General features: G+C 74.8%; 24 protein-coding genes and 1 pseudogene. 13 read left to right on the top strand and 12 right to left on the bottom strand.

What is annotated here, in order from left to right; translation table 11 throughout:
* Positions 1-63: 63 nt before the first annotated feature.
* From ACZ7BZ_RS19610 to ACZ7BZ_RS19570, 9 genes are all read right to left on the bottom strand, one after another.
* Positions 64-813 (bottom strand): hypothetical protein, encoded by a 750-nt coding sequence (locus ACZ7BZ_RS19610; RefSeq protein ID WP_470359356.1) that lies wholly within the window; start codon positions 811-813, stop codon positions 64-66.
* Between the two features lie 76 nt (positions 814-889).
* Positions 890-1,678, bottom strand: a complete 789-nt coding sequence (locus tag ACZ7BZ_RS19605; RefSeq protein ID WP_470359355.1) for a type III pantothenate kinase — start codon at positions 1,676-1,678, stop codon at positions 890-892.
* Positions 1,679-1,737: 59 nt separating this feature from the next.
* Complete coding sequence (nadC, locus tag ACZ7BZ_RS19600) at positions 1,738-2,706, bottom strand: carboxylating nicotinate-nucleotide diphosphorylase (RefSeq protein WP_470359354.1); 969 nt, start codon at positions 2,704-2,706, stop codon at positions 1,738-1,740.
* A 4-nt stretch (positions 2,707-2,710) separates the two neighbouring features.
* The gene (locus ACZ7BZ_RS19595) at positions 2,711-4,384 is read right to left on the bottom strand and encodes an L-aspartate oxidase (protein ID WP_470359353.1); all 1,674 of its coding nucleotides are present in this window, start codon (positions 4,382-4,384) and stop codon (positions 2,711-2,713) included.
* A 15-nt stretch (positions 4,385-4,399) separates the two neighbouring features.
* Complete coding sequence (gene panD / locus ACZ7BZ_RS19590; RefSeq protein WP_380456214.1) at positions 4,400-4,849, bottom strand: aspartate 1-decarboxylase; 450 nt, start codon at positions 4,847-4,849, stop codon at positions 4,400-4,402.
* 76 nt (positions 4,850-4,925) lie between these two features.
* Complete coding sequence (gene panC, locus ACZ7BZ_RS19585) at positions 4,926-5,831, bottom strand: pantoate--beta-alanine ligase (RefSeq protein ID WP_380456216.1); 906 nt, start codon at positions 5,829-5,831, stop codon at positions 4,926-4,928.
* Positions 5,832-6,803 carry a Rossmann-like and DUF2520 domain-containing protein gene (locus ACZ7BZ_RS19580; RefSeq protein ID WP_380456218.1) on the bottom strand — a complete coding sequence of 324 codons (972 nt, stop codon included), beginning with the start codon at positions 6,801-6,803 and terminating at the stop codon, positions 5,832-5,834.
* Between the two features lie 98 nt (positions 6,804-6,901).
* Complete coding sequence (locus tag ACZ7BZ_RS19575) at positions 6,902-7,591, bottom strand: response regulator (RefSeq protein WP_470359352.1); 690 nt, start codon at positions 7,589-7,591, stop codon at positions 6,902-6,904.
* A 26-nt stretch (positions 7,592-7,617) separates the two neighbouring features.
* Positions 7,618-8,847: a sensor histidine kinase gene (locus ACZ7BZ_RS19570; RefSeq protein ID WP_470359351.1), complete on the bottom strand. Its 1,230-nt coding sequence runs from the start codon at positions 8,845-8,847 to the stop codon at positions 7,618-7,620.
* 129 nt (positions 8,848-8,976) lie between these two features.
* Between ACZ7BZ_RS19570 and ACZ7BZ_RS19565 the strand changes: the two genes are divergently transcribed.
* Both ACZ7BZ_RS19565 and ACZ7BZ_RS19560 read left to right on the top strand, forming a co-directional pair.
* Positions 8,977-10,011, top strand: a complete 1,035-nt coding sequence (locus ACZ7BZ_RS19565) for an SAM-dependent methyltransferase (RefSeq protein ID WP_470359350.1) — start codon at positions 8,977-8,979, stop codon at positions 10,009-10,011.
* Positions 10,008-11,177, top strand: coding sequence for an NADH-quinone oxidoreductase subunit D (locus tag ACZ7BZ_RS19560; protein WP_380456223.1), 1,170 nt, complete (start codon positions 10,008-10,010; stop codon positions 11,175-11,177). Before ACZ7BZ_RS19565 ends, ACZ7BZ_RS19560 begins: the two co-directional genes overlap by 4 nt.
* Before the next feature lie 43 nt (positions 11,178-11,220).
* Here the strand turns inward: ACZ7BZ_RS19560 and ACZ7BZ_RS19555 are convergent, their stop codons facing one another.
* Positions 11,221-12,045 (bottom strand): DUF3109 family protein, encoded by an 825-nt coding sequence (locus tag ACZ7BZ_RS19555; RefSeq protein ID WP_380456273.1) that lies wholly within the window; start codon positions 12,043-12,045, stop codon positions 11,221-11,223.
* A gap of 237 nt (positions 12,046-12,282) precedes the next feature.
* On the opposite strand from ACZ7BZ_RS19555, the gene ACZ7BZ_RS19550 reads away from it, so the two are divergent.
* From ACZ7BZ_RS19550 to ACZ7BZ_RS19500, 11 genes and pseudogenes are all read left to right on the top strand, one after another.
* Positions 12,283-12,795, top strand: a complete 513-nt coding sequence (locus tag ACZ7BZ_RS19550) for a hypothetical protein (RefSeq protein ID WP_470359349.1) — start codon at positions 12,283-12,285, stop codon at positions 12,793-12,795.
* A gap of 28 nt (positions 12,796-12,823) precedes the next feature.
* On the top strand, positions 12,824-15,616 hold the full coding sequence (locus ACZ7BZ_RS19545) for a toxin glutamine deamidase domain-containing protein (RefSeq protein WP_470359348.1): 2,793 nt from the start codon (positions 12,824-12,826) through the stop codon (positions 15,614-15,616).
* Positions 15,617-15,651: 35 nt separating this feature from the next.
* Positions 15,652-15,753 (top strand): annotated as a pseudogene (locus ACZ7BZ_RS19540) (FitA-like ribbon-helix-helix domain-containing protein); the annotation flags it as partial.
* Positions 15,754-15,874: 121 nt separating this feature from the next.
* Entirely contained in the window at positions 15,875-16,018 is a 144-nt protein-coding gene (locus ACZ7BZ_RS19535) for a hypothetical protein (RefSeq protein WP_470359517.1), read from the top strand.
* A gap of 52 nt (positions 16,019-16,070) precedes the next feature.
* Positions 16,071-17,363: an SUKH-4 family immunity protein gene (locus ACZ7BZ_RS19530; RefSeq protein ID WP_470359347.1), complete on the top strand. Its 1,293-nt coding sequence runs from the start codon at positions 16,071-16,073 to the stop codon at positions 17,361-17,363.
* 187 nt (positions 17,364-17,550) lie between these two features.
* A complete protein-coding gene (locus tag ACZ7BZ_RS19525) occupies positions 17,551-18,405 on the top strand; it encodes a glycerophosphodiester phosphodiesterase (protein WP_470359346.1) in 855 nt (284 codons plus the stop codon).
* Positions 18,406-18,538: 133 nt separating this feature from the next.
* Entirely contained in the window at positions 18,539-19,501 is a 963-nt protein-coding gene (locus ACZ7BZ_RS19520; RefSeq protein ID WP_470359345.1) for a Ppx/GppA family phosphatase, read from the top strand.
* A gap of 651 nt (positions 19,502-20,152) precedes the next feature.
* A complete protein-coding gene (locus tag ACZ7BZ_RS19515) occupies positions 20,153-20,956 on the top strand; it encodes a sugar phosphate isomerase/epimerase family protein (protein WP_470359511.1) in 804 nt (267 codons plus the stop codon).
* A gap of 46 nt (positions 20,957-21,002) precedes the next feature.
* Positions 21,003-21,773, top strand: a complete 771-nt coding sequence (locus tag ACZ7BZ_RS19510; protein ID WP_470359344.1) for a class I SAM-dependent methyltransferase — start codon at positions 21,003-21,005, stop codon at positions 21,771-21,773.
* 140 nt (positions 21,774-21,913) lie between these two features.
* The gene (ilvD, locus tag ACZ7BZ_RS19505) at positions 21,914-23,758 is read left to right on the top strand and encodes a dihydroxy-acid dehydratase (RefSeq protein ID WP_470359343.1); all 1,845 of its coding nucleotides are present in this window, start codon (positions 21,914-21,916) and stop codon (positions 23,756-23,758) included.
* 83 nt (positions 23,759-23,841) lie between these two features.
* The gene (locus ACZ7BZ_RS19500; protein WP_380456237.1) at positions 23,842-24,354 is read left to right on the top strand and encodes a hypothetical protein; all 513 of its coding nucleotides are present in this window, start codon (positions 23,842-23,844) and stop codon (positions 24,352-24,354) included.
* Between the two features lie 3 nt (positions 24,355-24,357).
* Here the strand turns inward: ACZ7BZ_RS19500 and ACZ7BZ_RS19495 are convergent, their stop codons facing one another.
* Together ACZ7BZ_RS19495 and ACZ7BZ_RS19490 are read right to left on the bottom strand one after the other, a co-directional pair.
* Positions 24,358-25,674 (bottom strand): SCO2583/SCO2584 N-terminal domain-containing protein, encoded by a 1,317-nt coding sequence (locus tag ACZ7BZ_RS19495; RefSeq protein ID WP_470359342.1) that lies wholly within the window; start codon positions 25,672-25,674, stop codon positions 24,358-24,360.
* Between the two features lie 115 nt (positions 25,675-25,789).
* A complete protein-coding gene (locus ACZ7BZ_RS19490) occupies positions 25,790-26,239 on the bottom strand; it encodes a hypothetical protein (protein ID WP_470359341.1) in 450 nt (149 codons plus the stop codon).
* Positions 26,240-26,331 lie beyond the last annotated feature (92 nt).

Here is a 26,331-nt window from a genome sequence, read left to right as displayed (position 1 = left end):
ATGACACCGGAGGGGAGGCCGTCGACCCGACGGCCTCCCCTCCGGGGGCTGGGCGGGGCGGGATCAGCCGGTGCCGGTGCGGAGTTCGATCTCTTCGGGGGACTGGTCGGCCGGTGGGGCGGAGGGGGCCGGGGGCTTGGGGCGGCGGCCGAAGAGTTCGGCCGGGGTGGGCATCCGGTGCGGGCGGGGCGGGGTCTGCGCGGCGGCGGGCTGCTCCGGGCGGGAGTCCCGGGAGTCGGTGCTGCTCATCGTGGTCCGTCCTCCTACAGGGGTGGGGTGACTGCTCGGTGGTGCGGCGGGGTTCGGTACGGCCACCAGGTGGCGGGGGTGCCCGGTGGTGAGCGCGAGCCGCTCGCGGACGGCGGCCTCGGCCAGTGCGTGGCAGCGCCCGGCCAGTCGGGAGCGGCGGGCCCGCTCGCCGTGGCCGCAGGGCTGGCGGGACAGCCCGCGCAGCGCGGTGAGGTCCTCGGGGCCGGGCAGGTAGCCGTCGGTCACGGCCTCCTCCAGCCGCTCCAGGTAGCCGGCGGCGCTGCCGGGGAGGGCGGCGCGGTAGCGGCCGAGGTCGGCGAGCAGGAAGGCGCGCAGTCGGCCGCCCTCCTGGACGGCCTCGTCGATCGCCTCGGTCAGGCGCAGGGCGTCCTGGACGTCCTCGGCCCACAGTTCGGCGCCCGGCCCGGCGAACGCCGTCCGGTCGGGCAGCTGGAGGTGGACGGGGACTGCGGGGTGCAGGGCTTGGGCGAGGGCTCGGCGCAGCACGCGGACTTCGTCGGCGCTGAAGGCCATGCCGCCGCGCGATCCGTGTGGCGTAGGCATGGGCTGACACTACGTGACGAATATCCGATTTGTCGGTAACGTCGCGCGGAATTCCGCACGATCGGCCCGGCCGGGCTCAGCTCGTCGGTCGGTTGCGCTCGTACACCAGGCGCAGGCCGATCAGGGTCAGCCAGGGCTCGTGCTCGTCGATGGTGGCGGCCTCGCCGAGGACCAGTGGCGCGAGGCCGCCGGTGGCGATCACCTGGACGTCGTCCGGGTCCTTGGCCAGCTCCCGGGCCATCCGCTCGACCAGGCCGTCGACCTGCCCGGCGAAGCCGTAGAGGATGCCGGACTGCATGCCCTCGACGGTGTTCTTGCCGATCACGTTGCGCGGGCGGGCCAGCTCGATCTTGCGCAGCTGGGCGCCGCGGACGCCGAGCGCCTCGACCGAGATCTCGATGCCGGGGGCGATCGCGCCGCCGACGTAGTCGCCGCGGGCGTTGACGGCGTCGAAGGTGGTCGCGGTGCCGAAGTCGACCACGATGCACGGGCCGCCGTACAGGTGGTTGGCGGCCAGTGCGTTGACGATCCGGTCCGCGCCGACCTCCTTGGGGTTGTCCATCAGGACGTGCACCCCGGTTTTCACGCCGGGCTCCACGATCACCGCGGGGACGTCGCCGTAGTAACGGCGGGTCACCTCGCGGAGCTCGTGGAGCACGGCGGGGACGGAGGAGCAGATCGCCAGGCCCTCCACCGCGGCCTCCCGGACCGCGGTCTGGTTGCCCATCAACCCCTGCAGCAGCACCGCCAGTTCATCGGCCGTGCGGCGCGGATCGGTGGAGATCCGCCAGTGTTCCACCACTTCATCGCCGTCGAACAGGCCGAGTGTGGTCTGGGTGTTGCCGACGTCGATGGTGAGGAGCACGGGGACGCTTTCTGCGAGTCGGGACGGGGTCGGGGCAGGAACCGCTCTCGACCTGACGGTCAGGCGCGCAGGTCCAGGCCGATGTCCAGGATCGGCGAGGAGTGGGTCAGCGCGCCCACGGCCAGGTAGTCGACACCAGTCTGGGCGACCTCGCGCGCGCTGGCCAGGGTCAGTCCGCCGGAGGCCTCCAGCTTCGCCCGGCCGGCCACCAGCGCGACGGCCTCCTTCAGCTGGTCGACGGTGAAGTTGTCCAGCAGGATGAGGTCCGCCCCGGCGTCCAGCACCGGCGGGATCTGCGCCAGCTCGTCCACCTCGACCTCGACCGGCAGCTCCGGGTACGCGGCCCGGACGGCCCGGAAGGCCTCGGCCACGCCGCCGGCCGCGACCACGTGGTTGTCCTTCACCAGGGCGGCGTCCGAGAGCGCCATCCGGTGGTTGGCGCCGCCGCCGCAGCGGACCGCGAACTTTTGCAGCGCGCGCAGGCCCGGGGTGGTCTTGCGGGTGTCCCGGACGACCGCGCCGGTGCCCTCCAGGGCGTCCGCCCAGGCCCGGGTCGCGGTGGCGATGCCGGACAGGTGGCAGAGCAGGTTGAGCGCGCTGCGCTCGGCGGTCAGCAGGTCGCGGGTGCGGGAGCGCACCGACAGCAGCACCTGGCCGGCCTTCACCCGGTCGCCGTCCTCGACGTGCCGCTCGACCTCGAACTCCTCCTCGCAGACCAGCGAGACGACCGCCTCGGCGACCCGCAGACCGGCGACCACGCCGGCCTGGCGGGCGGTGAAGTCGGCGGTCGCGACGGCCTCGGCGGGCACGGTGGCGACCGAGGTGACGTCCTCGCCGCCGGCCAGGTCCTCGGCCAGCGCCAGGGTGGCGATGTCCTCGACCTCGATCGGGTCCAGCCCGGCCGCCTCCAGCAGCTCGGCGAGCTGCGGGTCCAGGCCGGTCTCGTAGCCCTCGCCGTCCCCGCAGGCGCAGCCGTCGCCGCAGCCGCCCTGGTCGGCCAGCGGGAGTTCCTCGTGCGAGTGGGTCATGGTTCTACTGCTCCTCGGGGGTGCTGACGGGGTCGCCGGAAGCGGCGAGGGTGGTGATCAGGTGGCGCCGCCAGTGGGCGTCGTCGCGCTCGGGGAAGTCCTCGCGCCAGTGGCAGCCGCGGGTCTCCTCGCGCTGCGCGGCGGCCGCGACCAGTGCGGTGGCGACCAGCAGCAGGTTGGCGGCCTCCCAGGTCTCCACCCGGGGATCGGCCGGCTTCTCCTCGGCCACGTGGAAGTGAGCCTGCTCGGCGAGCAGGGCCAGCCCGGCCGCGGTGTCGGCCATCGAGGCGGCGGAGCGCAGGATGCCCGCGCCGCGCGACATCAGCCGCTGGACCTCCGCCCGGGCCTCGGACGGCGGCAGCGGGACGGGCCGCGCGGCGCGCGCGGCGCCGACGTCGACCGCGCGCTCGGGCAGCTCGCCGGCCGCGTGCCGGCCGGCCAGGTCGGCGGCGATCCGCTCGGCGAAGACCAGGCCCTCCAGCAGCGAGTTGGAGGCCAGCCGGTTGGCGCCGTGCACCCCGGTGCAGGCGACCTCGCCGCAGGCGTACAGGCCGGGGACGGTGGTGCGGCCGTGCCGGTCGGTGCGGACGCCGCCGGAGGCGAAGTGCGCGGCCGGGGCGATCGGGATCGGCTCGGTGACCGGGTCGATGCCGTTGGCGCGGCAGAAGGCGAGGATGGTCGGGAAGCGGTGCTCCCACATCTCGGCGCCGAAGTGCCGCCCGTCCAGGAACATGTGCTCGGCGCCCTGCTCCTGCATGCGCCGGGTGATCGCCTTGGCGACGACGTCGCGCGGGGCCAGCTCGGCCAGCTCGTGCTGCCCGACCATGAAGCGGACACCGTCCGCGTCGACCAGGTGGGCGCCCTCGCCGCGGACCGCCTCGGAGACCAGCGGCTGCTGGCCCTCGGCGTCCGGGCCCAGCCAGAGCACGGTGGGGTGGAACTGGACGAACTCCAGGTCGGTGACGGCGGCGCCGGCCCGCAGCGCCAGCGCCACGCCGTCGCCGGTGGAGACCGCCGGGTTGGTGGTGGCGGAGAAGACCTGGCCCATGCCGCCGGTGGCGAGCACCACCGCGCGGGCCCGGACGGCGCCGACGCCGTCGCGCTGGCCCTCGCCCATCACGTGCAGGGTCAGCCCGGCGGCGTGGCCCTCGGCGTCGGTCAGCAGGTCGAGGACGAGCGCGTGCTCGATCAGCTCGATGCCCGGGTCGGTGCGGACGGCGGCGACCAGGGCGCGCGACACCTCGGCGCCGGTCGCGTCCCCGCCCGCGTGGACGATCCGGCGGCGGTGGTGGCCGCCCTCGCGGGTCAGCAGGACCTCGCCGTCCTCGCCCCGGTCGAACAGGGCGCCGGTGGCGATCAGCCGGCGGACGGCGTCCGGGCCCTCGGTGACCAGGGTGCGGACGGCCTCCTCGTCACAGACGCCGGCGCCGGCCACCAGGGTGTCGTCCAGGTGCTGCTCGGGGGTGTCCCCCTCGCCCAGGGCGGCCGCGATGCCGCCCTGGGCCCAGCGGGTCGAGCCCTCGTCCAGCATCGACTTGGTGACCACCATGGCCCGCAGGCCGGCCTTGCGGACGTTGAGGGCGACGGTGAGACCGGCCACCCCGGAGCCGACCACGACCACGTCGGTGGTGGCGGTCCACCCGGGGTTCGGGGCGGTGAGGCGATGGGTAACGGACATGGCTCAGTGGCTCCTTCAGCGCGTGGCGGCGGTGACCGCGCCGTCTTCGCCACGGTACGCCGCGTCCCCGCGGAGCAGTCCGGTGCCCTCCTGGGCCTCGGCCGGGTCCCCGCCGAGGCCGGTGATCCGGTTCCGCTCGTCCACGAAGACGACCTTCGGCTCGTAGCCCTTGGCCTCGGCCGTGTCCATCTGCCCGTAGGCGATGAGTATGACCAGGTCGCCCGGGTGGACCAGGCGGGCGGCGGCGCCGTTGATGCCGATCACGCCGGTGCCGCGCGGGCCGGCGATGGTGTAGGTCTCCAGCCGGGCGCCGTTGTTGATGTCGACGATGTGGACCAGCTCGCCGGGGAGCAGGTCGGCGGCGTCGAGCAGGTCCTCGTCCACCGTGACCGAGCCGACGTAGTGCAGGTCGGCCTGGGTCACGGTGGCCCGGTGGATCTTGGACTTGAGCATGGTGCGGAGCATTGCGGGTCACGCCTCCTGTGAGTGCATGCCTGAAGGGGGGTTCTTACTGCCGGTGCCGCCGGACGAGCCGTCGGTGCTACCGGACGATCATGCGGACGTTGTCGATCAGGCGGGTCGAGCCCACCTTCGCGGCGACGGCCAGCACCGCCTCGCCCTGGAAGTCGTCCGCCGCCTCGGTGAAGGCGTGCGGGTCGATCAGGGCGAGGTAGTCGAGGGTGACGCCCTCGGCGCCGTCCAGGACGGCGGAGGCGGCCTCGCGCACGGCCTTCGGGCCCTGCGCGGCGACGTCCCGGCCGGCGAACAGCGCCTTGGACAGGGTGAGCGCCTGGCCGCGCTCCTCCTCGGAGAGGTAGCGGTTGCGCGAGGACAGCGCCAGGCCGTCCTCCTCGCGGGCGGTCGGCACGCCGACGATCTCGACGTCGAAGTCCAGGTCGGCGACCATCCGCTGGATCAGGGCCAGCTGCTGGGCGTCCTTCTCGCCGAAGAACGCGAAGTCCGGGTCGGTGATGTGCAGCAGCTTGGCGACGACGGTCAGCACGCCGTCGAAGTGACCGGGGCGGGTGGCGCCCTCGAAGCGCTCGCCCATCGGGCCGGCCGCCAGGCGCACCTGGGGCTCGCCGTTCGGGTAGACCTCGTCGACGGACGGCGCGAAGACCACGTCCGCGCCGTTCTCCTCGGCCAGTTTCACATCGGCGTCCAGGGTGCGCGGGTAGCGCTCCAGGTCCTCGGACGGGCCGAACTGCAGCGGGTTGACGAAGACCGTCACCGCGACCCGGCCCTCCCGGCCGACCTGCTTGCGGGCGGCCCGGATCAGCGCGGCGTGGCCCTCGTGCAGGGCGCCCATGGTCATCACCACGGCGTTGTCCACCGGCTGCTCGTCCGGCCAGAACGCGGCCTCGAAGTCGTCCACGGTGTGGGTGACCACGGCCCGGTGGACCTTCGGCGCCCGCTGGGCCTTGCTCGGCTGCTTACCGCGTGCCATCTAGCGCTTCTCCTCGTTCAGTACGTCCAGCAGCGCCGCCGCCGACGCGTCGTCGATCGTTCCGTTGGCGAGCGCCCGCTGGGCGGTGGCACGGGCCATCGCGCGGTAGGCCGCCGGGATGTCCGGGGACACCGTACTGAGCTGCGCCAGGTGGCGCCGCACGGTGCCCGCGTCGCCCCGGGCGACCGGGCCGGTGAGGGCCGCGTCGCCGGAGCGCAGGCTGTTGTCCAGGGCGGCGCCGAGCAGCGGGCCGAGCAGTCGGCCGGGCTCGGCGACGCCGGCCGTGCGCAGCAGGTCCATCGCCTGGGCGACCAGGGTGACCAGGTGGTTCGCGCCGTGGGCGAGGGCGGTGTGGTAGAGCGGGCGGACCTCCTCGGGGACCCACTCGGGCTCGCCGCCCATCTCCACCACCAGGGCCTCGGCGACCGGCCGCAGCTCCTCGGGGGCGGTCACCCCGAACGGGCAGCCGGCCAGCCGGGCGAGGTCGACGGAGGTGCCGGTGAAGGTCATCGCCGGGTGCAGGGCCAGCGGCAGCGCCCCGGCCCGGGTGGCGGGCTCCAGGATGCCGACGCCGTGCGCGCCGGAGGTGTGCACCAGCAGCTGGCCGGGGCGGACCGCGCCGGTGGCGGCCAGCCCGGTGACCAGGTCGGCCAGCGCGTCGTCCGGGACGGTCAGCAGGACCAGGTCGGCGGCGGCCATGACCTGCGGCGGGGTGACGATCCGCACGCCCGGCAGCAGCGCCTCGGCGCGCCGGCGGGAGGTGCCGGACACCCCGGATGCGGCGACCACGGTGTGCCCGGCCAGCTGCAGGGCGGCGCCCAGCGCGGGGCCGACCCGGCCGGTGCCGACCACGCCGACGGCCAGCCGGGCCGGGCGGTTGCCGGGGTCGCGGGGATCTCCGAAGGCCGGGTCGCCGAGGCCGTCGGCGAGCGGGGCGAACTCACCGGAGTCGGCGAAGTCGGACGAGTCCATGTCCACCCTTGTCCTGAATGACCGTTCCGGTCCATCTGCGGGTACCGGACGTACCGCCCCAGTGTACGGGCGGCCCCAGTCGGAGGCCCCGGCCCGGATCAGTCCGAGGCCCCGGCCCGGATCAGCCCCGCCTCGTACGCCAGCACCACCGCCTGGACCCGGTCGCGCAGCCCCAGCTTGGCCAGGATCCGGCCGACGTGGGTCTTCACGGTGGCTTCGGAGAGCACCAGCCGGGCCGCGATCTCGCCGTTCGACAGGCCCTGGGCGACCAGCAGGAACACCTCCCGCTCGCGCTCGGTCAGCGGGCCCAGGACGTCCGAGCCGGTGGCGCTCTGCGAGGTGGGCAGCACCTCGGCGAAGCGGTCGATCATCCGGCGGGTGGTGGTCGGGGCGACCACGGCGTCGCCGCCGTGCACCGCGCGGATCGCGGCCACCAGCTCGGTCGGCGGGACGTCCTTGAGTAGGAAGCCGCTGGCCCCGGCCTTGAGCGCGGCGAAGGCGTACTCGTCCAGGTCGAAGGTGGTGAGGATGAGCACGTGCGGGGCGTCCGGCAGCGGGCTGCCGTCCTCGGCGAGGCAGATCCGGCGGGTCGCCTGGACGCCGTCCAGGCGGGGCATCCGGACGTCCATCAGGATCACGTCCACCTTCGTGTGCCGCAGCAGCTCCACGGCCTGGGCGCCGTCGCCCGCCTCGGCGGCGATCTCGATGTCGCCCTGCGACTGGAGGATCATCCGGAAGCCGGTGCGCAGCAGCTCCTGGTCGTCGACGAGCATCACGCGGATGGTCAAGGTGGCTCCTAACAGGGGGCGGGGGGTTAGTGCGCCGTCTTGAGCGGGAGGACGGCGCGGATCCGGAAGCCGCCGCCGGGGCGGGGGCCCACGTCGAGGCTCCCGCTGACCATGCCGACCCGCTCGCGCATGCCGATCAGGCCGTGGCCCAGGCCGTCGGTGCCGCCGGCGGCCAGCTGTTCGTCGGTGCTGCCGCGGCCGTCGTCCTCGACCAGGACGGCCAGCTCGCGGTCGCCGAAGTCGACCGCGACCCGGGCGTGGACGTCGGGGCCGCCGTGCTTGCGGACGTTGGTCAGTGCCTCCTGGACGATCCGGTAGACCGTCAGCTCGACGCCGCGCGGCAGTTCGCGCGGGTGCCCGGAGGTCGCGTAGTCCACCTGCAGCCCGGCGGTGCGGACCTGCTCCAGGAGGTCCGGCAGCTCCTCGACGCCCGGCTGCGGGACGTACTCCTCGGCGGTGTCCGCGGTGCGCAGCACGCCCAGCAGGCGGCGCATCTCGACCAGGGCCTGCCGTCCGGTGGAGGCGATGGTGCCGAGCGCCTCCTTCGCCTGCTGCGGGGAGTTGTCGAGCACGTAGGCGGCGCCGTCGGCCTGGACGATCATCACCGAGACGTTGTGGGCGACCACGTCGTGCAGCTCGCGGGCGATCCGGGCCCGCTCGGCGGCGACCGCCACCTTGGACTGGGCGTCCCGCTCGCGCTCCAGCCGGGCCGCGCGGTCCTCCAGCTCGGTCAGGTAGGCGCGGCGCACCCTGGTCAGCCGGCCCCAGGCCCAGCAGAGGATGAACGGGGTGCTCATCAGCAGGGCGTACAGCACCGACTCGCCGAGGCCGAACGACCGGGAGACGTAGTGCCCGCCGCCGGTGGAGACCGTCTTGGTCGGGTGCAGCCGCCAGAACTCCAGCGGCCCGGCGGCCAGGCCGGCCACCAGGGCGAGCCGGGAGGTCCACTTCTGGCCGAAGGCGGCGCCGGTGTAGGCGAACACCAGGTAGGCGATGGCGGAGCCGCCCGGCGTGACGTCGGCGGCCACCTGGCCGAGGCCGATGCCGGTGGCCGCGGCCACGGTGACGTCGGGGAAGCGCCGGCGGAAGACCATCAGCAGCGGCAGCAGCACCGCGATCAGGAGCTCGGAGTCGAGGCCCCAGCCGTCGTCGGGGAAGTCGCCGTTCGGCAGCAGGCCGAGGAGGAGCACGATCGACGCCCAGACGGCGTCGACCACCATGGGGTGACGGCGGAGCCAGGCGTTGAGTCGATGCACGTGTCCAGCCTAGGCAGTCGCGCGAGGTGCCCAGGTCCGCCGGTAGGGCGATCCGCTCTACTCCGTAGGTCGGAGACGTCGTGGCTCCGGTTGGGAGGGGCCGCCCGGTGCCGGGTAGCGTCCCGCCCCATGACGTGGATGCGGTGGGCGCCCGCCATGGAACGGGCCCTGTACGACCGGGACGGTGGCTTCTACCGCAGGCCGGAGGGCCCGGCCGGGCACTTCCGAACCTCGGTGCACGCCTCGCCCCGGTTCGCCCGTGCGGTGGCACGGCTGCTGCTGGAGGTTGACGCGGCCCTCGGTCGTCCGGAGGAGCTGGCCCTGGTCGACGTCGGGGCCGGGCGGGGGGAACTGCTGACCGGGGTGCTGGCCGAACTGCCCGGCGAGGTGCTCGCCCGGCTGCGCCCGTACGGCGTGGAGCTGGCGGCGCGGCCCGACGGACTTCCGTCCACAGCCCTGTGGACGGCGGAGCCGCCGCGCGGGGTGACCGGGCTGCTGTTCGCCAACGAGTGGCTGGACAACGTGCCGCTGGACGTCGGCGAGGTGGACGACGACGGGGTGCTGCGCTACCGGGAGGTGGACACCGCGACCGGTGCGGAGCGCCTCGGCGAGCCCGTTTCGGCGGCGGACGCGGCCTGGGCCGAACGCTGGTGGCCGGTCGCCGAGCCCGGCGAGGTGGTGGAGTTCGGCGCCCCCCGGGACGCGGCCTGGGCCCGGGCCGTGGCCGGGCTGGACCGCGGGCTGGCCGTCGCCGTCGACTACGGGCACACCGCGGGGCGGCGGCCGCCGTTCGGCACCTTCACCGGGTTCCGGGACGGCCGGGAGGTCGCGCCGGTGCCGGACGGCTCCTGCGACGTGACCGCGCACGTCGCGCTGGACGCCGTCGCCGTCCCCGGTCTCCACAGCCTGTGGACAACCCAGCGCGAGGCCCTGCGCGCGCTCGGGGTCGGCGGCGGACGCCCGCCGCTGGCGCTCGCCTCCACCGACCCGGCGGCCTACCTGCGGGCGCTGAGCGGGGCGGGGGAGGCGGCCGAACTCACCGACCCGAACGGGCTGGGGGCCTTCGGGTGGGTCCTGCAGGCCGTCCGCATGCCGCCCCTTGACATCTTCGGGAGGGCAGCAAGACCGGCGGCCCTGCCGGGATGGCAGACTCTGGGGTCATGAGGGAGACCACGGTCGGCATCGGGGCGGGAGCCGAGAACTTCACCGGCGAGGCGGGCACCACCGACATGGTGCTCAACATCGGCCCGCAGCACCCGGCCACCCACGGCGTGCTGCGGCTGCGGCTGCTGCTCGACGGAGAGCGGATCGTCACCGCCGAGCCGGTGATCGGCTACATGCACCGCGGCGCGGAGAAGCTCTTCGAGGCCCGTGACTACCGGCAGATCATCATGCTGGCCAACCGGCACGACTGGCTCTCCGCCTTCTCCAACGAACTCGGCGTCGTGCTCGGCGTCGAGCGGATGCTCGGCATGGAGGTCCCCGAGCGGGCGGTGTGGGTCCGCACCCTGCTCGCCGAACTCAACCGGGTGCTCAACCACCTGATGTTCCTCGGCTCCTACCCGCTGGAACTCGGCGGGATCACCCCGATCTTCCACGCCTTCACCGGCCGCGAGGACCTCCAGCACGTGCTGGAGGAGGCCTCCGGCGGCCGGATGCACTACATGTTCAACCGGGTCGGCGGCCTCAAGGAGGACCTCCCGGCCGGCTGGCTCGGTCGGGTCCGCACCGCCGTCGCCACCGTCCGCTCGCAGCTGCCGGTCTTCGAGGACCTCGTCCTCGGCAACGAGATCTTCCGCGCCCGCACCGCCGGCGTCGGCATCCTCACCAGGGCCCAGGCCGAGGCCTACGGGGTCAGCGGCCCGATCGCCCGGGCCAGCGGACTCGACCTCGACCTGCGCCGCGACGAGCCCTACCTCGCGTACGGCTCCGAGGAACTGCGGCAGGTGCTCACCGTCGTCACCCGCGAGGAGGGCGACTGCCTGGCCCGCTTCGAGTGCCTGCTGGAGCAGACCCTCAACTCGCTGGACCTCGCCGACGCCTGCCTCGACAAGCTCGCCACCCTGCCGCCCGGACCGGTCAACCAGCGGCTGCCCAAGGTGCTCAAGGCGCCCGAGGGCAGCACCTACGCGTGGACCGAGAACCCGCTCGGGATCAACGGCTACTACCTGGTCTCGCGCGGCGACAAGACGCCGTGGCGGCTCAAGCTGCGCTCGGCGTCCTTCAACAACATCCAGGCGCTCACCGAGCTGCTGCCGGGGACGCTGGTGGCGGACATGGTGGCGATCCTGGGGTCGATGTTCTTCGTGGTCGGCGACATCGACAAGTAGGCCGGTGCCGGTGACCGGGCCGGCACCACCGGCGGGTCGGCCGTCAGGCCTTCTTGGTCTTCTTCCGGGCCGGGTCCGCAGGGTGCGGGGCCACCTTGCGGTCGCCCTTGGTGGCGATCCGCTCCTCGCACAGCCCGGCCAACACCTCGTACGCCGCCTTGCCCATCAGCTCGGTGAGCTCCGGGCGGTAGCTGACGTACACCGGCACCGCGCCCTGGTGCGCGGCCGGGGCCCCGGTGCACCACCAGTGCAGGTCGTGGCCGCCCGGGCCCCAGCCGCGGCGGTCGTACTCGCCGATCGAGACCTGGAGGTAGCGGGTGTCGTCGGGGCGGTCGATCCAGTCGTAGGTGCGGCGGACCGGAAGCTGCCAGCAGACGTCCGGCTTGGTCTCCAGCGGCTCGCGGCCCTCCTTGAGGGCGAGCGCGTGCAGGGCGCAGCCGGCGCCACCCGCGAAGCCGGGGCTGTTCACGAAGATGCAGGCGCCGTTGACCCGGCGGGTCTGGCGGTCGCCGTCCTCGTCCAGCATGGTGACGCCGCCGTCCGACCGGAGCCGGCCCTTGGCGTCGGTGCCCTCGGCGAAGTTCTCCCACAGCTCGGGCGTCAGCCGGGCCGCGTGCCCCATGACGCGCTTCTCGTCGTCCTCGTCCGAGTAGTGGGCGCCCAGCGTGCAGCAGCCGTCGGACTCGCCGCGGCCCTCGCGGATGCCGTGGCAGCCCTGGCCGAAGACGCAGGACCAGCGGGAGGTCAGCCAGGTGAGGTCGCAGCGGAAGACCTGCTCCTCGTCGGCGGGGTCGGCGAACTCGACCCAGGCGCGCGGGAAGTCGAGCGGGACCTCGTCGCGCGGGATCTCGCGGCGCAGGGTCGGCATCGCGAGGTCGACGGGGGCGGGGGAGGCCTTCGGCTTCGCCTTGGCCTTCTTCTGGGACGTTTCTGCTGGTGCCACCCGGCAAGGGTAGAGCTTTCCGGGGGCGTACGGGCCCGTGGTCGCGCCCGGGTCGCGGCCCGGGGTCTCCGCCGGGTCGCGGTGAAGGCGGGGTGAAGAGGTCCGGCCCCGGCCGCGGGCGTGCCTAGGATGGCGGCCGGTCCGCTACGGGGAGGTACGGGGATGGCAGGCGGCAGCACCGGGAAGACCGGCGGCGACGGCGGCTCCTTCGCCGTCAAGCCGTGGGAACTGCACGGCGAGGGGCGGGAGTTCGAGAAGCTCGGGCGCGAACTGGGCAAGGCCGTGGGCACCCTGGAGAAGGACCTCGCCGCGCTCGGCACGCCCTGGGGCGCCGACCAGCCCGGCAACGCGTTCGCCGCCGTGTACGGCCCGGCGCGCGGCGAACTCCTCGGCGGGCTGACGGCGTTGGCCGACCAGGTGGGGGGCGTCGGCGCCGGACTGCACACGATGGCCGAGCGGACCACCGACACCGACACCTCGACCGCGGACGGCTTCGGGGGCACCCCCGGCTCGTCCGGCCCGTCGGGCCGGACCGGCCAGGTCGCCCGACCGGCCGTCTATTCGGGAGCGGCCGTGCATCCGGGATCGGCCGTGAATGCGGAGCCGGCCGTGAATACGGAGCCCGGGGCAACCCCGGGGGCGGCACCGGCCGTCCCCCAGGACATGTCGGTCTGAACGGCCCGGCTCGAAGGGGGAGAGACGCGTGTCCCGGAAACTGCCCGAGGAACTGGTCCCGCTGCTGGCCAGGACCGGTCACCCGTGGCCGCAGGCCGATGAGGAGGCCCTGCGCAAGGCGGCCGCGCACTGGCGGGAGTTCGCCGCCGAGGCCGACCGGATCACCCGCCGCGGCGGGGAGTCCGCCCAGCGGGTCGCCGCCGACAACACCGGTCACGCGGTCGACGCCTTCACCGCCTACTGGCGGACGTACAGCGACGGCGGCAAGGGCCGGCTGGCGGACGCCCACACCGCCGTCGGGCTGGTCGCCGCCGCGTTCGACGCCGCCGCCCAGGCCGTCGACGGCGGCAAGGCCGAGATCATCACCACCCTGCAGAACCTGGCCGCCGACCTCCAGCAGGCCCGGGAGCAGGCCGCCAAGGTCCAGCAGACCGCCGCCGTGGTCGCCCGGAACGTCGGACGGACCGGGCAGACCGGGGTGTTCGGCGGACTGGAGAAGTCCGTCGCCGGCCTCGCGGACGACGTGAAGAACGCCGCCGCCGGTCAGGTCGCCGCGGGCGTCGAGGCCGTCGCGGTGGAGACCGCCGCCCTGAAGATCGCCGGGCTGCTCACCGAACTCGGCCGCGCCATGAAGGACGCCCTGGCCACCGCGCTCGAGGACCCCGCCGCCGTCGCCCTGCTGCGGCTCGGCACCGCCGCCGCACCGGGCGTCACCACCGCCTCCTACCGCACCGGGGGCGGCTTCGACCCGCTCGCCGCCGGACTGCCCGCCGCCCTCGGCGAGCCCGGCGTGCTCGGGAAGGACGGCACCGGCCTGATCGTGCTCTCCGGTCGGGACGGCAAGCCCCTGGTCGGCGTGCCCGGCCTGAGCGTCAAGCTCGACGGGCACGGGCAGCCCGTCCTCGGCCCGGACGGCAATCCGGTCATCCTGCGCTCCGACGGCACCCCGGTCGCCGACGCCGCCGGGCTGCTGGTGACGACCGGGCCGGACGGCAAGCCGGTGGTCGGGGTGGCCGACCTGGCCGTCCGGCTGGACGAGCACGGGCAGCCGGTGCTCACCGACCAGGCCGGCCGGGAGCTGCCCGGGCTGCCGCTCGCCGATCTGACCGACCCCCGCGCCCCGCGCCATCCCCACAACCCCACGGCACCGGGCGTGCTGCCGGTGGTGGACCCGGCGGACGCGCCGGCCGCCCCGTCCGTGCTCTCCGGGGTCGATTCCGCCGCGGCTCCGGCCGTCGCGCCGGTGGCCGCTCCGATCGCGGCTCCGGTGGTCGACGGCACCCAGGCCGCGGCGTCGGCGAGCCCCTCGTACCCCGGCTCGCACCGGGCCGTGGCCGCCGCCGACTGGTCGCCGCCCGCCCGGGACGACGGGCCGTCGGTCCGTGCGGCCGCCGGGCCCGGCCACCAGGGCGGCGGCCCGGTCGCGGCGAGCTGGTCGGACGGGGACTACCCGCTCCAGGCACCCGCCCACAGCGGCGGGGGCGGCTGTCCGCCGGTGACCGTACGGACCGACTCGGTCGGTGCGCCGCCCGCGCCCGCCGCTCCGCTCTCCACCCCGCTCTCCACCGGCGGCCCGGTCTACCACCCGGCGCCGGACGCGCCCCCGGTGGTCCGGCCGGTCGGAGTCGTCGGGGTGCCCGCACAGTTCGGCACACCGGTGTACTCCGGCGGCTACCCGGTGACCGGCCCGATCGGCACCGTCGGGCCCGGCCCGCTCGCGGTCGGCGGCGGGTTCCCCGCGCACCCGGCGGCGCCCTTCGGCAGCGGCATCGGTACGGGCCTGCCCGGCGGTGCGGCGGGCGGTGCACCCGTGACCGGCGGACCGGCGGCCGGTGCTCCGGCGGCCGGTGCCCCGGTGGTCGGCGGACCCCGCAGCCCGGTCGGCGCCGCGCCCCACCCGGGCACCGCCCCCGGCCCGGGCACCGCCCCCGGCCCGGGCACCGCGCCCCACCCGGGCACCGCCCCCGGCCCGGGCACCGCCCCCGGCCCGGGCGGCACGCCGCCGGCCCCGGCCGAGCCGCCGATCGTCGGCACCACCCCGGTCATCGGCCGGCCCGAACCCCAGCACACCGACGGCCGCCGCCGGGACACCGCCGCCGCCCTCGCCGACCCGACCCTCGTCTGGGGCGCCGTCCCGGTCGCCACCGCCCACGCGATGGCCCTCCAACTCGCCCTGCGCGCCCGCCGCGGCCCGCTCGCCGACGACCCGCAGACCCGGCCGCGCACCATCGCCGACAGCCGCCCGTACGGACTGCCCGGCGGGCTCGGCCCCGTCGACCCCGCACACCAGGCCGAACTCGAACGCCGGGTGCCCTGCGACGAGGACGGCCTGCCCGTCCGCCACCCCGACCCGGCCGGCGGCTGGACCGAAGCCGTCAACGCCGGCGGTCCCCGCGACCCCGGCCGGGCCAACAACAGCCTGGAGATCGCCCTCTCCGCCGTCGACACCTACACCGGCCGCCCCACCTGCGCGGCCCCGCGCATCCCCACCGAGGGCGACGCCGGCGAACGCGGCGGCCGCGACCGCGCCGAACGCGAACTCGGCGCCCCCTTCCGCGACCTCGGCGACGGCGGCCTGGCCTTCACCCGCCTCACCGCTGAACTCCGCCGGGCCGGCCACGGCGCCCAGGCCGTCCTGCTCACCCTCGACGCCTACGGCCGCCCGCACGCCTGGAACGCCGTCAACCACCGGGACGCCGTCACCTACCTCGACCACCAACTCGCCCGCCGCGGCCCCACCCCGCTCCACCCGGCCACCCAGGGCCTCTGGGCCATCGCCCTCACCCCGGACGGCCGGCCCCTGGACCTGGCGGCGGCCTGAGCCAGCCGGCAGAAAGCGACAGCACTACTGCACGCATGACCGCCCTGACGATCCGGGACGTCCCGGAAGACCAGATCCAGACCCTGAAGGTGCGCGCGGCCCAGGCCGGTAAGTCCCTCCAGGCCCACTTCCTCGACCTCATCGCGCGCGAGGCGTCCAAGCCGACCATGGCCGAGATGGTCGCGCGCCTCGACCGGGAGGCCGCCGCCAGCATCAGCGCTCCGGCACGAGACGCTCGCGTGCTGGGACCGGGTCCAGGTGCTCCACGGGAACCTGAACGCCTACGGCGCCCAGTGCGTCGCCCTGGCCGAGGCCCTCACCGGGACGCTGACCACCAGTGACGCGCGGATCGCGCGGAGCGGCGCCGCCAGGTGCGGCATCGAGGTGTTCGGCTCGAACTGACCACGGTCGGCTGGGTGATGATGGGGGCCGGATCGATGACGGGGGTGGGCGGATGATCTCGCGGGCGCAGGCGGTGGAGGCGGGGCACCGGTGGATCAACGGGGACCTGCCGCAGGGGGCCGGGGCCGTGCGGCGGGTGTGTGCGCACGAGTTCGAGCTGGGGTGGGTGGTGTGGGCGGAGCCGCCGAGGCCGGAGGTGGATCCGCGGACGGGGGAGCGGCGGGCGCCCGCGGAGGTGGGGGCCGCGTGCGCGGTGGTGGACCGGGAGAGCGGGCGGTTCACGGTGTGGCCGTCCGTCCCGGTGGACGAAGTGGTCGGTCTCTACCGGGACTTCGTCGGCGCGGGCGGCTACGACCCGACCAGGCCGCCGGCCACCGGCCGGGGCGCCCGGGCCGAACTGACCTACCGGGACGGCGCCGACGGCACCCGCTCGCTGGCCCTGCGCTCGGCCGCCGGCCTGCCGCACCCGGCGCTGCGCGGCTGGTGGTGGCTGCGGGAGCAGGGCGTCGCGGCCGAGGACGTGCTCGCGGTGCGGACCGACCTGCGGATGGCCGCGCTGCCCGGCGGCTACTGGTCGTACGCGCTGGCGGCCGAACTGCCGCACGCCCGGCTGGAGTCGGACCTGCCGTACGGGCCCCGCTTCGACCACCGGGCCGCCGCCGTGCGGGAGTTGCCCGCCGAGCCGGACGGCCCGGGCCGCAACCGGGTGCCCTTCCCGCGGGCAGTGCCGCCGCTGCCGGAGGAGCCGGACGCCGCGCTGGCGGAGCGGCTGGCCGGGCGCTTCGGCCCGGCGGGCGTGCAGCGCTTCGAGCCGGCCGACGTGGGGCGCGCGGAGCTGCCCGGGGACGCGGCCGCGCTGCTGCTGACGGTGGGCGTGCCGAAGGCGGTGGACGGATTCTTCGCGCTGCACCACCCGGGCGTCGAGGCGATCGCGGACGGCTCCCGGCCGGGCACCGTGCTGCCGCCGCTCGCCCCGCACCTCGCGGCGCTCGACCGGGGCGCCAGGGCGGCCGAACGGGAGCGCTCGGCGCTCGCCGGCCAGTCGGTGCTGGGAACGGACGGCTGGGCGCTGATCACCCTGGACTCCCGCCAGGGCACCGTCCGGGCCATCGACCCCGACCACGCGACCGCCCGTCACTGCAACGCCGACCTGCGCGCCTTCCTCCGCTGCCTGGAGCTGTTCGCAGGCTGGTGGCCCGCCCTGCGCGGACTCGACCCGGCCGCGGCGGGCACCGCGGTGGACGCGCTGCAGCGGGGGCTGGCCCGGCTGGACGGTACGGTCTACGGCGATCCGGAGAACTGGTGGGCCGTCATCGTGGAACAGTTGTGGGACGGCCTGCTCTGACCCGGCCTCGGCCGGTGCGCCCGGCTACCGGCTACCGGCCACCGGCCAACGACCGCCCGGAGCGAGCCGGAGAGAGCAGCGCCGAGTCGGACCGAGCCGGAGAGAGCAGCGCCGAGCAGGGCCGAGCCGAGCCGGACCGAGCAGGTCCGAACCGTAGTCACCGAGACCGCAGCTGGAGCACCGAGCCGTGACCGCCCCGCCCCGCGCCGCCCAGACGGCCGTCCTCGCCGCGCTCGCGGTCCTGGCCGCCGGGTGCGCCTCCGGCGGCCCCGCGCTGCAGGCCCGTTCCGCCGCCGAGCCGCCGGTGTGCGGCTCCCCGGTGGTGATCGGCCACCGCGGGGCGCCGTTCAACGCGCCGGAGAACACCATGGCCTCCTTCGAGACGGCCCTCGACCAGGGCGCCGACTGGCTGGAGACGGACGTCCAGACCACCCGGGACGGCGTCCCGGTGCTGATGCACGACCCGACGGTGGACCGCACCACCGACGGCAAGGGCGCCGTCGCCGACCTGACCGCCGCCCAGGTCGCCGCCCTGCGGGTGACCGTCGGCCCCGGGGCCGACCAACCCGTCCCGACCCTGGAGCAGCTGCTCGGGCGCCTCTCCGGCAGCGGCACCACGCTGCTGATGGAGATCAAGTGGCAGCGCCCCGAGGACGTCGCCCGGATCGCCCGGATCGCCGCCGACAGCCGGGCGCACGTCGTCCTCTACTCCTTCTCGGCCGACCACCTGCGCCAGGCCCGCTCCGTGGCGCCCAGGCTGCCGGTGGTGCTGATCCAGAGCGGCGGGATCGCCGAGGACCCGAAGGACCTCAAGCTGGACGGGATCGCCCTGGACGCCGGCCTGGCCACCGCCGCCCGGATCGCCGCCGAGCGCAAGGCCGGGCGCGAGGTCTACGTCTGGACGCTGGACGACGCGGACGCCTGGCAGCTGATGACGGCCCGGGACGCCGACGGTCTGATCACCGACACCCCGGGCCCGGCCCGCCGCTGGGTGGACGCCAACTGCCGCACCGAGCGCCGGGCCGGGCCGCGCGGCCACTGAGCGGTGGCCACCGGACGGCCTCGCCGAACGACCCCCACCGATCGCACCCGGAACGGTCGCGAACGACCGGGACCAGCACTCATGCCGTCACACCCGATCACCTCCACAGCCGAATCGCGTAGCGTGGAGAGTTATGCGACTCGGTGTGCTCGACGTAGGTTCCAACACGGTCCACTTCCTCGTGGTGGACGCCCATCCGGGTGCCGCTCCGCTGGCCGCGTACTCGCACAAGGCCGAGCTGCGCCTGGCCGAGCTGCTGGACGAGTCCGGCGCGATAAGCGAGGCCGGCGTCCAGCGGCTGATCGGGCACATCGCCTCCTCGCTGCGGGTCGCCGAGGACAAGGGTGTGGTCGACATCCTGCCGTTCGCCACCTCCGCCGTCCGCGAGGCCGCCAACGGCGAGCAGGTGCTGCGCCGGGTCGCCGCCGAGACCGGGATCGAACTGCGGGTGCTCTCCGGGCAGGACGAGGCGCGGCTCACCTTCCTGGCGGTCCGCCGCTGGTTCGGCTGGTCCTCCGGCCGACTGCTCAACCTGGACATCGGCGGCGGCTCGCTGGAGATCGCCTGCGGCCTGGACGAGCAGCCGGACGTCGCCTGCTCGCTGCCGCTGGGCGCGGGTCGGCTGACCGCCCGCTGGCTGCCCGGGGACGTCGCCGACCCGGACCGGCTGCGCGAGCTCAGACGGCACATCCGGGCCGAGATCGCCCACGTGGTCGGCGAGGTCTCCCGGCTCGGGCCGCCGCGGCACGCCGTCGCCACCTCCAAGACCTTCAAGCAGCTCGCCCGGATGACCGGCGCCGCCCCCGCCGACGCGGGCCCGTACGCCGACCGCCGGCTCACCCGCAGCGGGCTCTCCGCCTGGCTGCCGCGGCTGTCCACGATGACCGTCGCCGAGCGCGCGCAGATCCCCGGGGTCTCCGAGGGACGGGCCAAGCAGCTGCTGGCCGGGGCGCTGGTCGCCGACGCCGCGATGGACCTGTTCGGCCTGGAGGAGCTGGACGTCTGCCCGTGGGCGCTGCGCGAGGGCATCATCCTGCGCGAGCTGGACGCCATGGACAGCCCCGCCGACCACCGCCGGCCCGCGCTCACCCCGTAGGGCCCGTCCTTCAAACCCCCGCCTCCGGGCGGACGACGGCGGTTTGAAGACGGGCCCTACCCGCCCGGCGGGAGCGTGCCGGTGGTCACTCCGCCGGGCATCCGACCCCGTTCGCCGCGTGCTCCGCTTACGCTGTCTCCCGTGGTGCAACCAGCGGGCGAGGACGGAACGCAGGAGGGCCGCGCTCCCGGAGACGGGCAGCCGCGGCCGGAGAGCCCGCGCCGCCGGCTGGGCAAGACGGGCCTGGGCAAGACGGGGCTCGGCAAGGCGGTCAAGGGCGCCACCGTCGCCAAGGCGGCCAAGGCCACCGAGGCCGTCAAGGCGGCCCAGCGCACCGCGAAGACGGCCGCGGCGAGGACGGCGGAAGTGAAGAAGTCCGCAGCGAAGAAGACCGCAGCGAAGAAGACGGCGAAGACGGCGAAGAAGACCGCCACCGCGAAGAACACCGTCGGCACCGAGAAGACCCCCGCCGCGAAGCCGGCCCCCGGCACCCGGCAGCAGCCGCCCAAGGAGACCCGCGCCGCCCGGGCCGCCGGCGCCGCCAAGGCCGCCGTCCAGTCCGTCCGCTCGGTCAAGGCCGCCAAGCGGGACGCCGCCCGCCCGCCGCTGCTGCGCACCACCGACCGGCTTGTGCTGCCCCAGCACCCGACCCTGCACATCCCGGACACCAAGGTGGCGCTGTCCACCGCCTCGGTGTACCCGGCGAGTACCGCCGTCGCCTTCGAGCTGGCCGCGAAGCTCGGCTACGACGGGGTCGAGGTGATGGTCTGGAACGACCCGGTCAGCCAGGACCTGGGGGCCCTGCGCCGGCTCTCCGACGCCCACCAGCTGCCGATCCTGGCGGTGCACGCGCCCTGTCTGCTGATCACCCAGCGGGTGTGGACCACCGACCCGTGGACCAAGCTGGTCCGGGCCCGGGCGGCGGCCGAGAAGCTCGGCGCGAGCGCCGTCGTCGTCCACCCGCCGTTCCGCTGGCAGCGGCAGTACGCCCGGGAGTTCGTCGAGGGCATCAACCGGATGGCGGGCGAGACCGACGTCCGGTTCGCCGTCGAGAACATGTACCCGTGGCGCTACCGCGACCGCGAGGTGCTGGCGTACGCCCCCGGCTGGGACGTCACCGACGAGGAGTACCGGCACTTCACCATCGACCTCTCGCACGTCGCCACCTCCCGGATCGACACCTTCGCCATGGTCGAGCGGATGGGAGACCGGCTCGCCCACGTCCACCTCGCCGACGGCAGCGGCTCCGGCAAGGACGAGCACCTGATCCCCGGCCGGGGCAAGCAGCCCTGCGCCGAACTCCTGGAGCACCTCGCCCGCACCGGCTTCGACGGCCACGTGGTGCTGGAGGTCAACACCCGGCGCTCCGCGTCCCCCGCCGAACGCGAGGCCGATCTGGCCGAGGCCCTCGCCTTCACCCGCTTGCACCTGGCGACTCCCTCGCGCGTACGCTGAGCCGTCGGGCCCGGCCGGGCGCGAACTTCCTTACGGAGGGGGAGACGTGGCGCAGCGTCAGGAAAACCGGGAGATAGCCCTGAGCTTCGGCGCGGTCGCCGCCGAGTACGACCGGGGCCGCCCCGGCTACCCGGACGAGCTGTTCGACGCGCTGGAGCGGCTGTGGGGCCGGCGCCTCAAGGGCGCCAGGGTCCTGGACGTCGGCGCCGGCACCGGGATCGCGACCCGGCTGCTGGCCGCCCGGGGCGCCGAGGTCGTCGCGGTGGAGCCCAGCGGCGGCATGGCCGCCCAGTTCCTGGCCTCCTCGCCGACCCTGCCGCTGGTCCGCGGCACCGGCGACGACCTGCCGTTCCACGACGCCTGCGTCGACCTGATCGGCTACGCCCAGGCCTTCCACTGGACCCGCCCCGAGCTGTCCGTCCCGGAGGCGCTCCGGGTGCTGCGGCCCGGCGGCGCCCTCGCCACCTGGTGGAACGTGCAGGACGAGACCGTGCCCTGGGTCCGGGCCCGGGCCGAGCGGCTGGCCGCCGCCCTGCCCGACCGCTACCACGGCTACGGCGGGATCAGCGCCCACACCGGCCACTTCGCCCCGGCCGGACTCGCGGTCGAGCGCACGGTGCTGCGCTGGGAGCGGCGGATCACCGTCGAGCACCTGCTCACCGACCTCACCTCCCGCTCCTACCTGGCCTCGCTCAGCCCCGAGGAGCGCGCACCGGTGCTGGCCGCCGAACGGGAGGCCACGCTCGCCGAGTTCCCGGACGGCGTGGTGATCGAGCCGTACACCCTGAACCTCACCGTGGCCGTCAAGCCGAGCTGACGCACCGGGCCCGCCCGCTGCCCGCATCGCGGACGCCCGGTCCGCCGGCCGGACGGCGGGCGTAGGCTCGGACACCACACGGCCCCCGCACCCTCCTCACCGGCGGGGCGCCGGCGAGAGCCCCGAAGGAGTGGAGCACAGTGCCCGAGCTGAGGTCCCGTACGGTCACCCACGGTCGCAACATGGCAGGCGCCCGGGCGCTTCTCCGGGCCGCCGGCGTAGCCCGCGAGGACTTCGGCAAGCCGATCATCGCGGTCGCCAACTCCTTCACCGAGTTCGTCCCCGGCCACACCCACCTCCAGCCGGTCGGCCGGATCGTCTCCGAGGCGATCAAGGAGGCGGGCGGCATCCCGCGCGAGTTCAACACCATCGCGGTGGACGACGGCATCGCGATGGGCCACGGCGGCATGCTCTACTCGCTGCCCTCGCGCGACCTGATCGCCGACTCGGTCGAGTACATGGTCAACGCGCACTGCGCCGACGCGCTGATCTGCATCTCCAATTGCGACAAGATCACCCCCGGCATGCTGATGGCCGCGCTGCGCCTCAACATCCCGACCGTCTTCGTCTCCGGCGGCCCGATGGAGGCCGGCAAGGCCACCCTGGTCGACGGCACCGTGCGCCGGCTGGACCTGATCGACGCGATGTCCCAGGCGGTCAACGAGAGCGTCTCCGACGAGGACATCGCGATCATCGAGGAGAACGCCTGCCCGACCTGCGGCTCCTGCTCCGGCATGTTCACCGCCAACTCGATGAACTGCCTCACCGAGGCGATCGGCCTCTCGCTGCCCGGCAACGGCTCGGTGCTCGCCACCCACACCGCCCGCCGCGCCCTGTACGAGAACGCCGGCCGGACCGTCGTCGAGATCACCAACCGCCACTACGGCCAGGACGACGCCTCGGTGCTGCCGCGCGCGATCGCCGGCCGCGCCGCCTTCGAGAACGCCATGGCCCTGGACATCGCCATGGGCGGCTCGACCAACACCATCCTCCACCTGCTCGCCGCCGCCCAGGAGGCCGAGCTGGACTTCGACATGCGGGCCATCGACGCCATCTCGCGCAAGGTGCCCTGCCTGGCCAAGGTCGCGCCCAACGGCTCGTACTACATGGAGGACGTGCACCGGGCCGGCGGCATCCCGGCCATCCTCGGCGAGCTGTACCGGGGCGGGCTGCTCAACGAGGACGTCCGCACCGTGCACACCGACTCGCTCGCCGAGTGGCTCAAGAACTGGGACGTGCGCGGCGGTTCGCCCTCCGCCGAGGCCGTCGAGCTGTGGCACGCCGCGCCCGGCTGCAAGCGCTCCGCCGAGGCCTTCTCGCAGTCCGAGCGCTGGGAGTCGCTGGACACCGACGCCGCCGGGGGCTGCATTCGCAGCGTCGAGCACGCCTACTCGGTCGAGGGCGGCCTCGCCGTGCTGTACGGCAACCTCGCCGAGGACGGCTGCATCGTGAAGACGGCCGGCGTGGACGAGTCGATCTGGACCTTCAGCGGCCCGGCGGTGGTCTGCGAGTCCCAGGAGGAGGCCGTCGAGGCGATCCTCGCCAAGCGGATCAAGGAGGGCGACGTCGTCGTCATCCGCTACGAGGGCCCCAAGGGCGGCCCGGGCATGCAGGAGATGCTCTACCCGACCTCCTTCCTCAAGGGACGCGGCCTCGGCAAGGCCTGCGCGCTGATCACCGACGGCCGCTTCTCCGGCGGCACCTCGGGCCTGTCCATCGGCCACGCCTCCCCTGAGGCCGCCTCCGGCGGCACCATCGCGCTGGTCGAGGACGGCGACGTCATCGCCATCGACATCCCGGCCCGGACGATCTCCCTGGAGGTGCCGGCCGAGGTCCTCGCCGAGCGCCGCAGCGCGCTGGAGGCCGGGCACGGCTACCGGCCCAAGGATCGCGAGCGCCAGGTCAGCCAGGCGCTGCGGGCCTACGCGGCGATGGCCACCTCGGCCGACAAGGGCGCCGTCCGGGACGTCAGCAAGCTCGGCTGAACCCCGCGCACGACCGGAGGAGCCGTCCCGCCGCCCGGGACGGCTCCTCCGTCGCATGTGCCGGTCGGGTGATAATCGACGGCGTGAGCGAGCAGCCCCCCACCCCCGCCCCCACGTCCGCCGGCGCCCCCGAGCCGGAGCCGATCCGCTTCTTCGGCACCAGCTGGGTCGACCGGGACAACGGCTACTGGCTGCGCCGGGTCGGCGTCTCCGCGGGCGCCCTGGCCGCCACCGCCGCCGCCGTGCTGGTGCTGCGCTTCGGTGTCGAGGGCATCGCCCTCTCCGACAACGGCGGCTTCCTGAACGGCCTGCTGACCGCCGCCATCGCGGTCTGCTCGCTGATGGCCGTCCGACGCACCTGGAAGGCGCTCACCGAGGGCAAGGACCAGCTGACCGGCTGGATGGCCGAGGACAAGTCGCTCGGCGCGGTCTGGCTGATCGGCGGGGCCGGCAGCCTGGCCGCCTACTTCGCCCGCAGCCTGGTCGAGGCCCCCGGCGAGGCGGTCCGGCGGGCCGCCCACCAGAAGGCCGTCGAGCAGTACCAGCGGCGCCGGGCCGGCCGCGGCGGCCGCCCCGGCGGGAAGCGCAAGCGCTGACCGTCAGGTGCGGCTGATGGTGCCGCAGCCGCGGTTCTCGTCCAGGTCCTGGCTCCGGTCGTACGGATCGCCGGTCGGGCCGGTCTGCTCCGGGTGGGGCCGGGCGAACTGGTTGAACTGCGGGTGGACGAAGCCGTCGTAGACGTAGCAGTCGTTGTTGCCCAGGTCGACCTGGTACCGCTTGAAGACGATCTTCTTGGGGTCGACCTTGTAGCGGGACGGGTCGTAGAAGCGGTAGTCGTCGACCCTCCGGACGATGGCCCGGGTCGTCCAGGTGTCCCCGGCGGAGGCGGCGGCCGCTCGGACCAGGCCCACCGACTGCGGCGCGGAGCCGGACGGGGCCGGGCGGGCCTCGGCCAGCTTCCGGGCGTCGGGGCCGGGCTGCACCGGGTAGACGAAGGTGAAGTCGGTGTGGATCAGCACGCCCCCGCTGCCGTCCCCCTCGTAGCTGATCCGGCCCTGGGCCTTGACGCTGTCGCCGACCAGGAGCGCCTCGCGCGGGTCGAAGCGGGCGAACCAGTTCAGCGGGTCGCTGTCCTTGCCGGGGTGGTCGAGGGCGGCGGCGACGGTCTTGCGGTCATCGCGGTCGAGCATCGCCAGCGCCGCGTCGGGGCGGGCGCCGCCGATCACCTTGGGGTCGAGGTTGGCGGCCGCGAGGTAGTCCTTGACCTGCTGGAGCTGGGCGGCGACCTCGTCGGCCGAGAAGACCCCGGTGGCCTTCGCCTCGGGCAGCACCATGGCCTCGGTGCCGGTCGGCCAGCCCTCGGCGGGGGAGGCCTTCCAGGGGTGGTCGACGGTCGGCTGGTCGTCCGGGGTGGACGGCGGGGCCGTGGTCGGCCTGGCCGTCTCCGGGGCCACGGTCGGCACCGGGAAGTGGACGGCCGAGGAGCCGCCGCCGGTGTCCTTGTGCAGCCAGTTGCGCAGCGCGTCGACGTTCAGCGCGGCCAGCAGCACCGCGACCGTCAGCGCGATGAACAGCGGCGTGCGCCACTCGAATCCGCGCCGGCGCTTGGCCGGGCGCGGATTGCCCCATGGGTCGACCACCTGGAGCTCAGGCCTGCGGCCGAACCGGCGCTTGGCCGGCGCCGGGCCGTCGTTGACCGAGCGTCGGCCGCCCGGGTCGACCGGCGGGGTGTGCTTCCAGCGGGCGGACAGCATCCGGGTGCGCGCGGACTGCTCCTTGACGCTGGCTGCCCTGATGAACTGTTCGTCCAGGACGAGCTCGGCGAACGGGTCCTTCCCGCCCGCTCCGGACGGGTCGGACCCGCCCGGCTCGCGGCCCTCGGAGGGGCGCGGTTGCGGATCTTCGGCTATCGGCATCGCGCCAGTATGCCGACGGGGTGTGACGATTCGTCGATCGGGGGCACGTCCTGTGGTGAACCGGTGTGCGGCGCCGGAAGGTTCGCCACTGTTTGTCTGAAAATCGCCCCCCGGTTCAGCCCTTGCCGCGGGCCTGCTTCACCGAGCCGACCACTCCGGCGATCGCCAGCAGGATGCCGGCGGGCAGCAGGGAGACGAAGAAGGCGCCGAACACTCCGGCGTCGCCGAGGAACAGCTGCGCCAGCATGTTGAGCACCAGCAGTCCGCCGGCCGCCGGGAGGGCGGACTTCCACGGGTGGGCCTCCGCCCAGCGGCGCAGTCGCCGGTCGGCGGTGTCGCGGCGCAGCTGACCGCCGACGCTGCCGATCAGGAAGAAGAAGAACAGGCCCCAGCCGGCCGGCCCGGCCAGCATGCTCAGCGACCAGTTCCCGGAGATCGCCTCGATCCCCAGGGACGTCGCCCCCACCACCGCACCGACTCCCGCGGCCGTCCGCCACGGGCCCGCGGTCGCCGAGGCGACCGCGAGTTGCCGGTTCTCTCGTCGGGACATTCCGTCGTGTGCCATGGCTCCACGGTGCGCCCGCGCGGGCCGGGAGGCCATAGGGGAAACCCCCGAGTTTTCTCCCTAGGGGCGAGGCCGGGCGCGACCTGTGCGCG

The sequence above is a fragment of the Kitasatospora sp. NPDC036934 genome (assembly GCF_055608425.1).
This window is presented reverse-complemented; position numbering and strand designations above follow the sequence as displayed.

Coding starts and splice junctions, on each gene's coding strand:
- nadC (WP_470359354.1), bottom strand. CDS start 2,706: ATGACCCACTCGCACGAGGAACTCCCGCTGGCCGACCAGGGCGGCTGC.
- ACZ7BZ_RS19560 (WP_380456223.1), top strand. CDS start 10,008: ATGAGGGAGACCACGGTCGGCATCGGGGCGGGAGCCGAGAACTTCACC.
- ACZ7BZ_RS19555 (WP_380456273.1), bottom strand. CDS start 12,045: ATGCCGACCCTGCGCCGCGAGATCCCGCGCGACGAGGTCCCGCTCGAC.
- ACZ7BZ_RS19495 (WP_470359342.1), bottom strand. CDS start 25,674: ATGCCGATAGCCGAAGATCCGCAACCGCGCCCCTCCGAGGGCCGCGAG.
- panC (WP_380456216.1), bottom strand. CDS start 5,831: ATGGCACGCGGTAAGCAGCCGAGCAAGGCCCAGCGGGCGCCGAAGGTC.
- panD (WP_380456214.1), bottom strand. CDS start 4,849: ATGCTCCGCACCATGCTCAAGTCCAAGATCCACCGGGCCACCGTGACC.
- ACZ7BZ_RS19490 (WP_470359341.1), bottom strand. CDS start 26,239: ATGGCACACGACGGAATGTCCCGACGAGAGAACCGGCAACTCGCGGTC.
- ACZ7BZ_RS19580 (WP_380456218.1), bottom strand. CDS start 6,803: ATGGACTCGTCCGACTTCGCCGACTCCGGTGAGTTCGCCCCGCTCGCC.
- ACZ7BZ_RS19595 (WP_470359353.1), bottom strand. CDS start 4,384: ATGTCCGTTACCCATCGCCTCACCGCCCCGAACCCCGGGTGGACCGCC.
- ACZ7BZ_RS19550 (WP_470359349.1), top strand. CDS start 12,283: ATGGCAGGCGGCAGCACCGGGAAGACCGGCGGCGACGGCGGCTCCTTC.
- ACZ7BZ_RS19610 (WP_470359356.1), bottom strand. CDS start 813: ATGCCTACGCCACACGGATCGCGCGGCGGCATGGCCTTCAGCGCCGAC.
- ACZ7BZ_RS19530 (WP_470359347.1), top strand. CDS start 16,071: ATGATCTCGCGGGCGCAGGCGGTGGAGGCGGGGCACCGGTGGATCAAC.
- ACZ7BZ_RS19565 (WP_470359350.1), top strand. CDS start 8,977: ATGACGTGGATGCGGTGGGCGCCCGCCATGGAACGGGCCCTGTACGAC.
- ACZ7BZ_RS19520 (WP_470359345.1), top strand. CDS start 18,539: ATGCGACTCGGTGTGCTCGACGTAGGTTCCAACACGGTCCACTTCCTC.